Raw genomic sequence first — 12,572 nt, forward strand, 5'->3', positions numbered from 1 at the left:
ATTTCCGTCGGCGGCGGAGCCGCCTTTACAGCGCGAAACAAATCAGCCGGGCTTTGCCATCAAGGCACTCGCCAGAGGCTCGCGCTGCCAGACCGGAGCGCCCGTGCGCTTTCGTCGCCATGAAGGCCGCGACGGTCGCGGTCCAACTGACGGAAGCATCCCATGTACGCGCACGACGATTTCGAACCCGATCACAGCACGTCCCCGACCGGCCATGCCATCGAAGAACTCGAACTCTACGGCTATCGCCCCTCCGAAGACGAAGCCGACCCCCGGATCACACCCGAAGATCACGTCATCCAGGGCGCAGTCTCCGACATCTTCGACGCCCTGATTTCCACCATGGCCGACACCAGCCTCGATTTCGACCTCGACGAAATCCTCTGGTCCACCGTCAACACCTTCCACCGCGCTGTCGAGCGGATCGAACGCAAACTCGACGATAACGAGCAGGCACAAAAGCGCCTTCAGCGCGAACAGGACGGCAGCGAGGTCAAGTCCGTCCAGCTGGAGACGCTGATCGGCGCCGGGCAAAGCCTGATCGAGCGCCGCGACAGCATGGAGACCTTCCGTGAAACTGCCGCCGACATCTATCTGCGCACCACCGGCACGCCCTGGTCACAGCGTTCCGGCTCACGGGTAAACCATCGCCAGATGACCTCTGCCATGATCGACAGCCGCGATTTTCTCGCCGCAAAACGTCGGGCTGACAATGAGGTGCTGCTGCCCGCCGGTCCGAAGATCGCCTTTTCGGGCGGCGACACCACCGATCACCGGACGATCTGGGCCAAACTCGATCAGGTCCACACCAAGCACCCGGACATGGTGCTGCTGCACGGTGGATCGCCCAAAGGCGCCGAACGCATCGCGGCCACCTGGGCCAATAACCGCAAGGTCGCACAGGTCGCTTTCAAGCCCGACTGGGCGAAACACGCCAAAGCCGCGCCCTTCAAGCGTAACGACCAGATGCTCGGCACCATGCCGATCGGGGTCATCATCTTCCCGGGCACCGGCATTCAGGACAACCTTGGCGACAAGGCCCGCAAGCTGGGCATCCCCGTCTATCGCTTCGGAACCGGCAGCGCGTGAGCGCTGCCTTTTCCTTGCCATGAGCCGGATGGCCGAAACCACCGATCATTCCGGCTCGCGCAAGGCGCCATGTTCATGCTATATTCCGCTTTGCGCCATGGTGGTGGTGGAAGGCGCAACCGTTCAACCCATTGCACGGAGACACCACCATGATCGTTCTCGGGATTCTTGTGTCCATCGCAGCCATCGGCACCATGTGCTGGCTGCTGTTCAACCTTGCGGTTTTCGCGCTGCCTTTGTTCATCGGCCTCAATGCCGGCACCTGGGCCTATGGCACGGGCGCGGGATGGCTGGGGGCCATACTCATCGGCCTGGTTGCCGCCGGACTGACGCTGGCGGTTGGTCAGGGCCTGCTCATGCTGGTCCGGCCGATCTGGGCTCGGATTCTGATCGCGCTTGCCTTTGTTGCGCCGGCGGGTGTGGCCGGATTTCATGCGACGCTCGGCATCGTCAAACACATGATGCCGTCAGAAACCTGGCAGATCATCTTTTCGGTGATTGGCGCGGTCGCTGTGGGCGTGACGGCGTTTTTGCGTGTTGCTGGCATGGCGACCGCCGGCCCTGCTGACTCCAGCCTCGCTCGCGCATGAAATGCTGAGCGTAGCCGTGAAGCCATAAAGCGGCCACTGGCCCGGTGAAGACCAGTGACTTCCGGAAGACGGCTCAATCCTCCGGCGGAATCAGGTCTGGGTTCCAGACGATTTCCCAAAGGTGCCCGTCAGGATCGCGAAAGTAGCCCGCATAGCCGCCGTAGAATGTGTCCTGGGCAGGTTTGATCATCTCGGCACCTGCCCGCACAGCAGCCTCCATGCACTGATCGACTTCTTCCTGTCGCGCAACATTGTGCCCGATGGTAAGGGCGGTCGGACTTACCGGCTGCATAGCCAGCCCGGTATCGTGGGCAATGTCAACTTGTGCCCAGAGGGCGAGTTTCAACCCGCCGGATAGGTCAAAAAACGCCACTGCACCATGTTCGAACTCTTGTCCGATGATACCTTTCGTCGGCAGACCGAGCCCGTCTCGATAGAAGGAAAGCGACCGTTCGAGATCGGTTACACCGAGTGTCAGAACGGAAATCCTGGGTTTCATATCATGCCCTTTCTATCGGCACCTGTACCGCACAGATGTCTTGATAGTCTTGGGCCGCTGCCTTGCACCGGAAGGACCCGCAGGGCGCGGGGGCTGGGCCAACCGTCCCGAGCCTAACCTGTTTCAGACCGGTAGAGATTAGGTCGGGTATCCGGGATGGTCAATGGCAGCAATGGTCTGCATAAACCATTGAACCATTGTTGGGCGAGACGGGTGCTCTGCGCGTTGCAGATGCCGCGCACCTACCTGCGGACCAGTCCTTTTGGGCAGCTGTGCGACAGTGGCCTGTTGATGATGGCCAATGTGTATGCGGGGCATCTGCCGACGTCATCAAAATGCCGACAGGCTCGCGGCGTACATCGTCTGATCGGCTTGATCCCCTGACACGGCCACGGGCGGAGCGCAAAACGTCAGCGCTAAAGTCGCGGTCAGGCTCGAAACCCGGTGGGGGTGATACGGATGGACATGGCCGGGAAGATGGATGCGTCCGGCCCGGAACACAGGGTGATAGAGTTGCCGGTGATTGCCGGTCTGGTTACCCCGATGGACCTCAAGGTCGCCACCATCTCCGTTCAGCCCCCGGTGTCTCAACCGCTCCAAACGGCCTCTTCAATGGCCTGATCTGGCCGAAGAACAGCGCGGGGCGCTTCGACCGCTTCGGCGCAACAGCGTCGTCACAACTTTCTTCCCCTGCCGGCAGAGCCGTCATTCCTCGCGCGCCAAGAAAGTTTCTCCTGTGCCGTCCAGCCCCCTTTGGGGGTGCGCCAGCGTTCGTCTTCGTCCTGTCGATCGCCATCGAGGCCGCAATGGTGCGGGCTCGGAAACGGAAAACGGAGACTTAAAATGGCAACCATCGGCACATTCAAGAAGACCGGCTCGAACGAATTCACCGGCGACATCGTCACCCTCAGCGTCCAGGCCAAGGGCGTGCGCATCATCCCCGACCTGCGCGCCACCGGCGACAACGCCCCCAGCCACCGGGTTCTGGTCGGCCGCGCCGAGATCGGCGCCGCCTGGTCTAAGCGCTCGAACGAGGGCCGCGATTATCTGGGGCTCAAGCTGGACGATCCGAGCTTCAACGCCCCGATCTACGCCAACCTCTTCGACGAGGAAGACGGCGAGACCTTCTCGCTCATCTGGTCCCGCCCCAACGGTCGCCGCGGCGACTGAGGCTCAGCACAAAGGCCCCGACCAAAAGGTCGGGGCCTTTGTGCCCGCGGGAAAGCCGCCGCGTCGATGATCCTGACCGGACTGGAACTGCTCAGCCGGTCAGGATCGGGATCATGATTTTCACATGGGCGTCGATCCGCTCCAGCACGGGCTGGGGAACGGTCTCGCGTTCCGGCAGGGTCCACCACCGCGCATCGATGCGCTTCACCGTCTCGGCGACCGCCTTGAGGACGGCGGGCTCGGGAAGCCGTGCCCGATTGGCAAAGGCTTTCCATCTGTCTGGCGTCAGCCCCTTGAAGGATCGCTCGCCACCGAGTGACAGCGCTAATCCGTCGGCCGGAATATAGGGAACGGTGGAAAGCAGGTCGTATACCGGCGCAAGAGCGGGCGTGTTGCCGTCGCCCGGATAGATCAGCGACCAGTTCTTGAGGTGCATGTCGCCATTGCCCATGACCACCGAGAAGGTCAGCCGCCGGACAACCTCCAAGGCGGCGAAGGGTGAGATCGCCACATTCAGCACGGATGCGATGTCATGAGAGGCAGCGCCGTCATACTTGCGTGCCGGGTAGAGGCCGAAAACCTGCGCAAAATCCTCGATATGGATTCGCGTGCCATCACTTCCGCGATCGAAACGCCGGACCAGCAGGACGAGCCCTTCGGCAAGCGTCTCGAACTCCTCGGGAATGCCTTCGAACTGGTCGCGGCCGACCAGTTCCCGCTCGGGCACTTCCATGCCGATGGCCTCGGCAAGTGCAAGGTTCGCGAACTCATTCTCCGACACCCCCGGAAAGGCCGTGGAGGGGAACTTGGCGATATACTGGCCTTCACCATCCCCAAGCGGCAGCGTCAACCCGCCGCCCTTGCCGGTGTTCTTCATCACCGAGAGTTTCATCTGCACGCCCGCAAGCGAGAAGCGGGCTTTCGGTTGCCCCGAGGGAGCGGCCGCCCGGATGCCCGGTTGACCGTCGCTGGGCAGAACCCGCACGGCACCTGGCAGATCGGCGCCAAGCGCCGCCAGCAGGTCAAAATCATTGCTCGGCCGGACATTGCCGGCATGGTGCTTTTCCATGGCCTCGCGCAGCCTGTCTTCGGGCAGAAGGTTTGCGAAAAATGGCGGTAGGGCGCCAGCAACCGGACGCGGATCCTTGCGCAGGCCACCTGTCGCTGCGCGCAAGGACAGGCTCAGAACCGGCAGGCCTCCGGCGGCGCGATACCCGGGATCAAGGCTGAAGGCATTGTAATCGCCCGGCGTCCTGACAATCGTCCCGACCTTTACGTCGTTCAGTGAGACGTCCAGCGAGGTGATGGCTTCAGCGGTGCGGGCGGCTGTCATCGTCGCTCTCCGGTTGCGGCAGGAAGGCCGGACGATCATCTTCGGCCTCGGGACGCAGAAGCGCCTCAATGGCGGGCACCATCGTCTGGGGGACCAGCATCATTTCCAGCCCGAGTGCCCGGGCAATGTTGATCAATGTCGTGGCGCGCGCGGCAGCAGCGCCTGTCTCGATGTCGCGGTAGCGCGGCCGCGATATACCGGCGAGATCAGCGACTTGCTCCTGGGTCAGACCGGTCGCCAGACGCGCGCGGCGAAAATGGTCGCCGATCGATCGCAGTGCTTCGTCTTCCGCCTTCATATGATGCCTTTACGGGTCAATTCTATACTTGTGATCTGAGTACGTATCACAAACAGTGGGGAATGCCAAGGCGGTGATATGTATTCGTATCATGGCTTCTATTCGTGAATCGTTTGGGGATCGCGTATCGGCTGATCGGCACTGCGGACAGTATAAAGTGCCGTGCATGCGGGCATGAAGACGAATCAGGCAGCCCTGCCTGCTACCTTATGCAAATAACCTTCTGGCCGGATTCGCCGAATTCATGTGGCGGATCGGGCAAGAGCGACTAAAATAGCCGTAGTTCTGGAATGCGCGCCGGTCGCGATGGGAGGTGATCATGCATGATCACCGCTCGACAGTCGCGGGCCGCACGCGCGTTGCTGGGTTGGACGCAGGAGACGCTCGCTGACAAGGCCCGAATATCACTGACTGCCCTGAAGCGCCTCGAGTCCGAGAACCGGCTCGAGGTGTATGAGACAACGCGGGATCAGGTTCGGCGGGCGCTTGAAGCAGCAGGCATCGTCCTTCTGTCCACAGATCGCGGGCAAGGAGTGTTGCTGGTTCATGGCCAGGATGAGAAGAGTCACCGACAAATCTACGGCGCCTGATCGGCGCATGTGCATTCATCGAACTGCGCCAGCGGCCCGTATCCTGCGGCGATCCTCGATATGACATCCGCGGCTCCCCCTTTCAAAGACATGGCACCGGTCGGGGACGTGCTCACCGAGTATGATCGCACGCATATCAAGCTCTATATGCGACTGCTCGATGCCGCCGACGACGGCGCGGAATGGACCGAAGCCGTTAATGTGCTCTTTGGTATTGACCCTGCCCAGGAGCCTGAACGCGCCAGACGGGTCCATGACAGTCATCTGGCCAGGGCACGATGGATGACGCAGAGCGGCTATCGCCATCTGCTTGGCCGTCCGGCAGATCACGGCTGATGAGGCTGCCGTCCCATGAAGTGATGCTCTCAGGGCATCGCTCCATGTCTGCATTCCGGCTTCCATCTGCGTCAATGTGACGGAATTTTTCACGCTCCACCTATGAAAATTCAACCGGGAGCGGAGTAATGAAGCCGGACACTTCCCGCTGGCGCGACCAGAGCCAATATGACTTCTACGACGCACTGCCCGTCGAGGGCGTCGCATGGGAATGCTTACGCCGTAACGCTGCCTATCAGGCCAACTTCGATGACATTGTAGCGCAAGAAGCTGGGGAGCATCCCCTTTCAGATGATGCCCAGCATCACTGGGGGTTGCGATTTCCCCGCAGACCCCGGCCTTTCCGCGCTCGAGCAGCCAGTCGTCTGGTCACCCCTTGCCAATCCGGCCGTGCTGATGCTCGGGGCCACCCCAGATTTTCTGACCCGCTCGCCGCAGGCGTTATCCGTCGAACCTCATGATGCGATCCGCGCGCCGGAGGGGGCATATGGTACATGCCATGCCGGGGACGGTATTCAATATCTGATCCTCGCCGATACCGGTGCTGATGCCAGACCCGCGATCATCCTGCCACTTGATGACGATCTGCCGGACCGGCTCGAGGCTATTCTCCGGCTTTGGCACATGCTGGCCGCGAAACCGGCGCGCCGCGACACCAGGATGACGCCGTATCAACGCCGGCGCTTCCGCCTGATGATGCAGGCAGCAGACGGAAATGCCGAACACGCGACCTATCGCGAGATTGCCATCGCGATCTATGGCGAGGATCGCGTCCGGGCCGAGCCCTGGAAGACATCGACCTTGCGCGCTTCTGTCATCGCCCTTGTCCGATCCGCCGCCGCGCTCATTGATGGCGGTTATCACGACCTCTTGCGCCATCGTCGCAAACCCTGACGCTGCCGCCAGATCGGGGGGAGGATTTTACCCCTACGATCTTCCTCATCCCCTATGCCGACGTTCCTTCGCCACCGTGCGCATGACACGCCGCTGATCGTCAGCGGCATCCTGCACAATCACGGAGGCCCGCCCCATGCGACCTGATCTCGCCGCCTTGCCGCCACGCTACCTGCGCACGAAGGAAGCCGCCGCCTTCCTCAGTCTCTCCGCACGCACGCTGGAAAAGCACAGGACCTACGGGACAGGGCCAGCCTATCACAAGCTCGGCGGCCGCGTCGTCTATTCGGTGGAGGACCTGGCGGCCTGGGTCGCGCGGGGAGCGGTTACCTCCACCTCCGATCCGCGTGGGCAGGTTCTCCCGGCGAAACCTCTGCCGGCGACGTCATTCACCTCGCCCAAGCGCGTTACGCGCTGAACGCAGCTGCGGTCCCGCGATGGCAGCCCAGCACCGATCCGCCTCGGAACGCGGACAACTCGATCTCTTTCGGGCGCTTCCCGGTGAATTCGCACCACGAGACGCACAGGATCTCATGGCTTATCCCTTCTTCTCCCTTTCCAAATCGCACCGCATTCGCCCGATTGATTTTGCCCTGGGCAGCGTCTCGATCCGTGTCGAAGCTGTTCCCGATCACGGCATGGCGACGATCTGGGACGCCGATATTCTGATCTGGGCCGCCAGCCAGATCGTTGAAGCGCGGGACGCAGGTCTGCGCACCTCACGCCTGATGGCGGCAACGCCCTATGAGATTCTTACATTCACGGGGCGCGGAACATCCCGGCGGGACTATCAGCGCCTGAAGGCGGCGCTCGACCGCCTGCAATCGACCACGGTTGCAACCTCGATCCGTCAGCCCGCCAATGGGCGGCGCCATCGCTTTTCCTGGATCAACGAGTGGTGCGAGCGGACCGGGGCCGATGGCCGCCCGGACGGCATCGAGCTGATCGTTCCCGACTGGTTCTACAGCGCGGTGCTGGACGAGGCGTTGATCCTCACCATCGACCGGACGTATTTCGACCTGACGGGCGGGCTGGACCGCTGGCTCTATCGCCTGGTGCGCAAGCATGGCGGGCGGCAGAAAAACGGCTGGCGGTTCGATTTTCGCCACTTGCATCAGAAATCGGGAAGTCTTTCGCCGTTCAAGCGCTTCGCCTTCGAGCTGCGCGACATTATCCGCCGACAGCCATTGCCCGGTTACACCCTGTTCGCCGAGGTCGAAGCCGGCGGCCGGATGCTGCTTGCGTTCGAGCCCGTTCCAGCCTGTGGAAAACCTGTGGATAGTCTCGTGCTATCGGGAACCCGCACTATCGTGCCATCAGGAACCGCCGGCTCGTGCTATCAGGAACCCAAACCGCTCTTATCCTCCGGTAATAAAAGCGAAAATCGCGCTCTTAACTTAGAGTCTAACACAGAATCTAACTTTGAAGAGCGTCGGCGCGATGTGGAAAAGCTCATCACGAGGGCCGGAACTGCCCTGAGATCGGGCGCACGCCATGGCAAGGCGACCCCTACAGACCGTGGGACACTCGGGGCAACAAACACCCCTGAACTTCCTCTTGGCAAGCCGGGAGGGCGCAGATGATCGTCGCGCTCCTGAACCAGAAGGGCGGGGTCGGCAAGACCACGCTGGCGCTGCATCTTGGCGGAGCCTGGGCTTCGGAAGGACGGCGCGTCATCCTGATCGACGCTGATCCGCAAGGCTCCGCGCTCGACTGGTCCGAGCGGCGCAGCCATGAAGGGCTGCCGAGGCTGTTCAGCACCATCGGCCTGGCCCGCGATACGCTGCACCGCGAAGCGCCTGAACTGGCGCGTGATGCTGATGTCGTTGTCATCGACGGGCCGCCCCGCGTCGCGGGCCTTATGCGCTCGGCGCTGCTCGCCGCCGACCTTGTGCTGATCCCGGTCCAGCCGTCGCCCTTCGATGGCTGGGCCTAAGCTTCCGAGTATTTTCGGGTTGCCGGCTGGGTGGCAGCGAGCTGTGGTGGAACAGGTGCGGAAGTCGGGCTCGAAGATGGCGGACGCCGTCTTGCTGGCAGCCGCGATCGGCTGCCGGCCCGCGGAACTGCTGGCAAAAATCCAACTCCGGATACAGCCGAAGAAAGTGATCGCAATCCATGTGCCGACCGCGAAAGCCGACGCCGGCAGGAAATTTCGCACGCTTTACATTTATCCAGACGATCAGTGGCATGCGGATATCTTCGCTCTCGCCATACGGCGGGCATTTGTAGGGTTGGGTGGCGATCACCCCAGCCGCAAAACGAAGCTCTCTGATACCATCCGCGCGGCCGGCCGCCGGCTTTGGCCGAAGCGACGAGAATGCATCTCTGCTTATTCGTTCCGCCATGCCATCAGCAGCGACTTGAAGAAGAGCCGAAGTGATGTGAGGGTGGTGGCAATGGTCCTCGGGCACAGCACGACGGTTTGTCAGACCCGATATGGCCGGTGGCGGAGTGGTCGCTCGGTGCGGCACATAAGAGCTGAGGCAGAATTGCCGGTCAAAGTGGTAGCCAAGCCACTACCACGATTGCCGCTGATGCCTTGCCTGCCGACCACGGTACAGGCGAGATGGCACGATGCCTTCGCCGGTGCTGACGGTCCTGGTCCATGAGGTCGGCGGTCATTGGCTTCTGACGACGGTCAGCGCGAGGTGAGGTATCCCGCGAACCCGGCGCAGAGGCATGCCAACGGTTGGCGGTGGAAACGAGACAAAACCGCGCTATAGTATGCGCGTACAGCCCCTCTGATGCGGATGACGTCACCGATTAGTCGGTTCGCCGTCCATACGCGTTCCTATCGATGCATGGCACCAGAACGGGGATGCGTTTGAAGGGCCTTTACAGCGGCGAAGATCAGGAAGAGGCCCGGAGCTGGGCACAGACCCGTCCTACGGCCTTCCTATTGAACATTTCCAAGTGCCCCCCGGCAATTTTGGGGAACCAAGATTCCGGTTCGCGGTATGCTCGAGATTCACCGGGTAGCCTCACAGGCCATTCATAGGGCAGCCGCATGAAGGCCCGAATGCCGGGGTGACCTTCATGCTGCCGCAACTGCCCCCGCGACATCGCCAGCGGGCGCTTGGATTACATTTCCACCAGGAGGTTGCCTTTTGGGTCCAGGAGTTGGACCTTCACGATCTCCGCGTTCACGATCTTTTCACCCAGCTGTTCGCCGGTCGTAAAGAAATACACCTTCGACTTCATGTTCGATGCCTCAGCCCTCAAGGTCTCGATCTGCCTTGCCTTGGCCTCATCTGTCACCGTGAACCGCCGGTACTGCACGGCATTCGTGAAGACCATGCTGTAGTTTCCGGTCGTTGGGAAGTAGACGCTAGGGGTGTCGTTGGCGAATGCCATGAAGCGGAACGACTTGCTGTCGAAGTCATATTTGTCCAGTATTCCGCTCATGTCCATGTAATAATACCTAATCCCCTTGGCCTGCTCGATCTCTGCGTCGATTCCCGGCCGTAGGGACTGGATGAGGTCGCGCTTCTTGAACTCGTCGGCGTAGGACAGCCCAGGCGAGATCAAGCCAGCCACCTTTTCGTATTCAACGGGCTGCGTGCCCACGGCCAAATATGCGAACAACAGCTTTCGGCCGCTATCGAGTTTCTCGTATGTCGCCAGCGGCTTGGACCGGTCCGCAACCGGCACGACGGGGGCCACGGCCTTTTCCGGGATGGCCTCCGTCGGTGCCACGACGGACGCGGCGGCACCATCCACTGCCGGTTCGGAATTCGCCGCCTTCGGTGCTGTTGCTTCCTCGGGCTTGGAACAACCTGGGAGGGAGACCATGGAGCAGAACAGCAGGACGGAAAGATCTTTCATCTTCAACATGTTGTTTATCCCCTCACCTTGATCGAAGTAAGGTACAGATCGCATCCGGCGTTGATGTTCTTCACCCGCTTCCCGAAATACCAGGCCATGCCAGCACCCGTCACGATCATCGGCAGGCCGATAATGGCGCCGATTACCGTCAGGCTGGCCAGGATGCCGAGCCCCAAGACCCAATAGCCGATCCGCTTCAGCATGGCGGCGCCGCCGACCATCTGCACGCGCAGGGCTTCGACACGGGCCGGGTCACTGCCTGCCTCCAGGGTGAGGGCGGCCCGGATAGCCTCGGGGCTACCGAGGGCGACTGCCGATGCGGCCGATTCTTTCATGGTGCTCTCCTATTTGATTTGCCGACGAGACGCCTCGTCCCGCACCGGCGATTTGGTTGCAGTGAAGGGATGGTGGCTTGGCTCAGCCCAGGTAGGTCCAGTCCAGGCCCAGGTCGCTGGTGGCGACCAGCAGGCGGCCTTCGCCCTGGCCGTGCTGCAAGTAATGGGTCAGCGGGTTGACACCGGCGGCCTTCAGGTCGGCATTGGCGTCCAGGTAGCCGCTGACGTCCAGGTAGGCGGACGGGTCGCGACCCTCGCGCCAGCCATAGTTCATGAAATGGGTCCAGGCATCCAGGCCGGCAGCCTTCACGTCGGCGTTCTTGGCCAGGTAGTAGGCGCTGTCGAACAGCGGCGTCAGGGAACGGCCCTCGGCCTTGCCGTAGGCCAGGTAATGGTCATAACCACTACGCAGGGTGCCGCTTTCAACGGCCGCGGCCACGTCGGGGTTCATAGCCAAGTAGCCGACCTCGTCGTAGAGCGGGTTGGCCCGGGCATCGACCGCCACGCGGCCTTCGGCCTGCCCCCACTGCTGCCAATGGGCGAAGCCACTGGCCAGGCCGCCGGACTGGACGACCGCCGCCACGTCGGGATTTTTCGCCAGGTAGAAGGTTTCGTCGAACCCGCCGCCCAGCTTCACGGCGGCGTTCAGCCACAGGCCGGCCTTGCCGCCGTCGTTGAAGGCTAGGAATTCCATGTTCAGGTAGGTTTCGGCGCCCTCCGGGCCCACGACCTTCAGGCTGCCGTCGAATTGACGGGTGATGGCATAGCCGGAACGCGGGCCGAACAGTCCAGCCACGTCGATGTCCCGGCCGCCGTCGACGTAGTCGTTGCCGGTGCCGGCGACTACCCGGTCGCTCCCGGTACCCAGGAACAGGTGGTCGTCGCCGGCCCCGCCCCAGATGCTGTCGTTTCCGGCTCCGCCGCTGATCTCGTTGGCCACCGAATTGCCGTTGATCCGGTCGCTGCCCGACCCGGACTTGACGTTCTCGATGGTGCCGACGATGCCGAGGTTGTTCTCCCCGGTATAGAGGTTCGCGGCGTTCTGGGCGTTCTGGTAGATGGCCGCCGTGGTATTGATCAGCTTTTCGGCATTGGTGACCCGCAGGTTGATGCTCGACAGGCTGTTGGGGGTCAGGTCGATGGACGAGCGCATGGTCGAGGCGGACAGGTCGATCGTGTCGGTGCCGCCCGCGTCGTAGACCGTCGTGCGGAAGGCCGTGTCCTGCGCCCAGGCGTAGGTGTTGTTGCCGGCGTTGGTCTCGGCGTTGGCGCCGTAGAGGTGCTGGATGGCCAGCACGTCGAGGATCTTCAGGTTGCTGTCGTCGATCTGCAATGCGGTGCCGGCGGCGGTGAAGCCGTAGGTATTCTTGCCCACGTCGTCATAGGCCATGACGGTCAGCGCCTTGACCTGGTAGTCGGCGGCCAACGAGATGTCGTTGCCGAACGGGTGGGAGAGGCCGAGCGCATGCCCAATCTCGTGCAGGACGACATGGGCGATGGCGTTGTACTCGGCCGTGCTCACCGTGCCGTCGGCCTGCATGCGGTTCAGCCAAGTATTATGGATGCGGACGTCGCCGGCATATGGGGTGAAGGTGATGGAAGACACCTTACGG

The 12,572-nt window shown here is 62.1% G+C and carries 14 protein-coding genes and 3 pseudogenes; 11 read left to right on the forward strand and 6 right to left on the reverse strand.

Features of this window, described 5'->3' with window-relative positions; all coding sequences use genetic code 11:
- Positions 1-162 precede the first annotated feature (162 nt).
- Complete coding sequence (locus ACM9LZ_RS22855; protein WP_416621837.1) at positions 163-1,089, forward strand: DUF2493 domain-containing protein; 927 nt, start codon at positions 163-165, stop codon at positions 1,087-1,089.
- 149 nt (positions 1,090-1,238) lie between these two features.
- Positions 1,239-1,679: a hypothetical protein gene (locus ACM9LZ_RS22860; protein WP_416621838.1), complete on the forward strand. Its 441-nt coding sequence runs from the start codon at positions 1,239-1,241 to the stop codon at positions 1,677-1,679.
- A gap of 73 nt (positions 1,680-1,752) precedes the next feature.
- Here ACM9LZ_RS22860 and ACM9LZ_RS22865 read toward each other — a convergent pair whose 3' ends face one another.
- Positions 1,753-2,178: a VOC family protein gene (locus ACM9LZ_RS22865; RefSeq protein ID WP_416621839.1), complete on the reverse strand. Its 426-nt coding sequence runs from the start codon at positions 2,176-2,178 to the stop codon at positions 1,753-1,755.
- Positions 2,179-3,021: 843 nt separating this feature from the next.
- On the opposite strand from ACM9LZ_RS22865, the gene ACM9LZ_RS22870 reads away from it, so the two are divergent.
- Positions 3,022-3,348, forward strand: coding sequence for a DUF736 domain-containing protein (locus ACM9LZ_RS22870; protein WP_276946806.1), 327 nt, complete (start codon positions 3,022-3,024; stop codon positions 3,346-3,348).
- A 91-nt stretch (positions 3,349-3,439) separates the two neighbouring features.
- Here the strand turns inward: ACM9LZ_RS22870 and ACM9LZ_RS22875 are convergent, their stop codons facing one another.
- Positions 3,440-4,681 carry a type II toxin-antitoxin system HipA family toxin gene (locus tag ACM9LZ_RS22875; protein ID WP_416621840.1) on the reverse strand — a complete coding sequence of 414 codons (1,242 nt, stop codon included), beginning with the start codon at positions 4,679-4,681 and terminating at the stop codon, positions 3,440-3,442.
- Positions 4,659-4,979, reverse strand: coding sequence for a helix-turn-helix domain-containing protein (locus ACM9LZ_RS22880; RefSeq protein ID WP_416621841.1), 321 nt, complete (start codon positions 4,977-4,979; stop codon positions 4,659-4,661). Before ACM9LZ_RS22880 ends, ACM9LZ_RS22875 begins: the two co-directional genes overlap by 23 nt.
- Before the next feature lie 323 nt (positions 4,980-5,302).
- Here ACM9LZ_RS22880 and ACM9LZ_RS22885 point away from each other — a divergent pair, with 323 nt between their 5' ends.
- The 8 genes and pseudogenes from ACM9LZ_RS22885 to ACM9LZ_RS22920 all read left to right on the forward strand — a co-directional run bounded on the left by ACM9LZ_RS22885 (position 5,303) and on the right by ACM9LZ_RS22920 (position 9,408).
- Complete coding sequence (locus tag ACM9LZ_RS22885; protein WP_416621842.1) at positions 5,303-5,569, forward strand: helix-turn-helix domain-containing protein; 267 nt, start codon at positions 5,303-5,305, stop codon at positions 5,567-5,569.
- A gap of 9 nt (positions 5,570-5,578) precedes the next feature.
- Positions 5,579-5,905: a DNA -binding domain-containing protein gene (locus tag ACM9LZ_RS22890; protein WP_465123045.1), complete on the forward strand. Its 327-nt coding sequence runs from the start codon at positions 5,579-5,581 to the stop codon at positions 5,903-5,905.
- Positions 5,906-6,033: 128 nt separating this feature from the next.
- Positions 6,034-6,171, forward strand: a pseudogene (locus tag ACM9LZ_RS22895) (transcriptional regulator domain-containing protein); the annotation flags it as partial.
- Between the two features lie 25 nt (positions 6,172-6,196).
- Positions 6,197-6,799, forward strand: a complete 603-nt coding sequence (locus ACM9LZ_RS22900) for a DUF2285 domain-containing protein (protein WP_416621843.1) — start codon at positions 6,197-6,199, stop codon at positions 6,797-6,799.
- A 136-nt stretch (positions 6,800-6,935) separates the two neighbouring features.
- Positions 6,936-7,217, forward strand: coding sequence for a helix-turn-helix transcriptional regulator (locus ACM9LZ_RS22905; protein WP_416621844.1), 282 nt, complete (start codon positions 6,936-6,938; stop codon positions 7,215-7,217).
- Positions 7,218-7,236: 19 nt separating this feature from the next.
- A complete protein-coding gene (locus ACM9LZ_RS22910; RefSeq protein ID WP_416621845.1) occupies positions 7,237-8,382 on the forward strand; it encodes a replication initiator protein A in 1,146 nt (381 codons plus the stop codon).
- Positions 8,379-8,732, forward strand: a pseudogene (locus ACM9LZ_RS22915) (AAA family ATPase); the annotation flags it as partial. The gene ACM9LZ_RS22910 and the pseudogene ACM9LZ_RS22915, both read left to right, overlap by 4 nt.
- Positions 8,733-8,811: 79 nt before the next feature.
- Positions 8,812-9,408, forward strand: coding sequence for a site-specific integrase (locus tag ACM9LZ_RS22920; RefSeq protein WP_416621846.1), 597 nt, complete (start codon positions 8,812-8,814; stop codon positions 9,406-9,408).
- A gap of 472 nt (positions 9,409-9,880) precedes the next feature.
- Here the strand turns inward: ACM9LZ_RS22920 and ACM9LZ_RS22925 are convergent, their stop codons facing one another.
- From ACM9LZ_RS22925 to ACM9LZ_RS22935, 3 genes and pseudogenes are all read right to left on the reverse strand, one after another.
- Complete coding sequence (locus ACM9LZ_RS22925; protein ID WP_416621847.1) at positions 9,881-10,633, reverse strand: hypothetical protein; 753 nt, start codon at positions 10,631-10,633, stop codon at positions 9,881-9,883.
- A 5-nt stretch (positions 10,634-10,638) separates the two neighbouring features.
- Positions 10,639-10,959, reverse strand: a complete 321-nt coding sequence (locus ACM9LZ_RS22930) for a hypothetical protein (RefSeq protein ID WP_416621848.1) — start codon at positions 10,957-10,959, stop codon at positions 10,639-10,641.
- A gap of 82 nt (positions 10,960-11,041) precedes the next feature.
- A pseudogene (locus ACM9LZ_RS22935) lies at positions 11,042-12,572 on the reverse strand (hypothetical protein); the annotation flags it as partial.

It is taken from the genome of Niveispirillum fermenti (assembly GCF_048066175.1).
GTDB classification, from domain to species: Bacteria; Pseudomonadota; Alphaproteobacteria; order Azospirillales; family Azospirillaceae; genus Niveispirillum; species Niveispirillum fermenti.

Excerpts from the sequence above, each read along its gene's own strand:
- ACM9LZ_RS22875 (WP_416621840.1), bottom strand. The coding sequence starts at position 4,681 with ATGACAGCCGCCCGCACCGCTGAAGCCATCACCTCGCTGGACGTCTCA.
- ACM9LZ_RS22880 (WP_416621841.1), bottom strand. The coding sequence starts at position 4,979 with ATGAAGGCGGAAGACGAAGCACTGCGATCGATCGGCGACCATTTTCGC.
- ACM9LZ_RS22925 (WP_416621847.1), bottom strand. The coding sequence starts at position 10,633 with ATGTTGAAGATGAAAGATCTTTCCGTCCTGCTGTTCTGCTCCATGGTC.
- ACM9LZ_RS22930 (WP_416621848.1), bottom strand. The coding sequence starts at position 10,959 with ATGAAAGAATCGGCCGCATCGGCAGTCGCCCTCGGTAGCCCCGAGGCT.
- ACM9LZ_RS22920 (WP_416621846.1), top strand. The coding sequence starts at position 8,812 with ATGGCGGACGCCGTCTTGCTGGCAGCCGCGATCGGCTGCCGGCCCGCG.
- ACM9LZ_RS22860 (WP_416621838.1), top strand. The coding sequence starts at position 1,239 with ATGATCGTTCTCGGGATTCTTGTGTCCATCGCAGCCATCGGCACCATG.
- ACM9LZ_RS22900 (WP_416621843.1), top strand. The coding sequence starts at position 6,197 with ATGATGCCCAGCATCACTGGGGGTTGCGATTTCCCCGCAGACCCCGGC.
- ACM9LZ_RS22855 (WP_416621837.1), top strand. The coding sequence starts at position 163 with ATGTACGCGCACGACGATTTCGAACCCGATCACAGCACGTCCCCGACC.
- ACM9LZ_RS22865 (WP_416621839.1), bottom strand. The coding sequence starts at position 2,178 with ATGAAACCCAGGATTTCCGTTCTGACACTCGGTGTAACCGATCTCGAA.
- ACM9LZ_RS22905 (WP_416621844.1), top strand. The coding sequence starts at position 6,936 with ATGCGACCTGATCTCGCCGCCTTGCCGCCACGCTACCTGCGCACGAAG.
- ACM9LZ_RS22885 (WP_416621842.1), top strand. The coding sequence starts at position 5,303 with ATGATCACCGCTCGACAGTCGCGGGCCGCACGCGCGTTGCTGGGTTGG.
- ACM9LZ_RS22870 (WP_276946806.1), top strand. The coding sequence starts at position 3,022 with ATGGCAACCATCGGCACATTCAAGAAGACCGGCTCGAACGAATTCACC.
- ACM9LZ_RS22910 (WP_416621845.1), top strand. The coding sequence starts at position 7,237 with ATGGCAGCCCAGCACCGATCCGCCTCGGAACGCGGACAACTCGATCTC.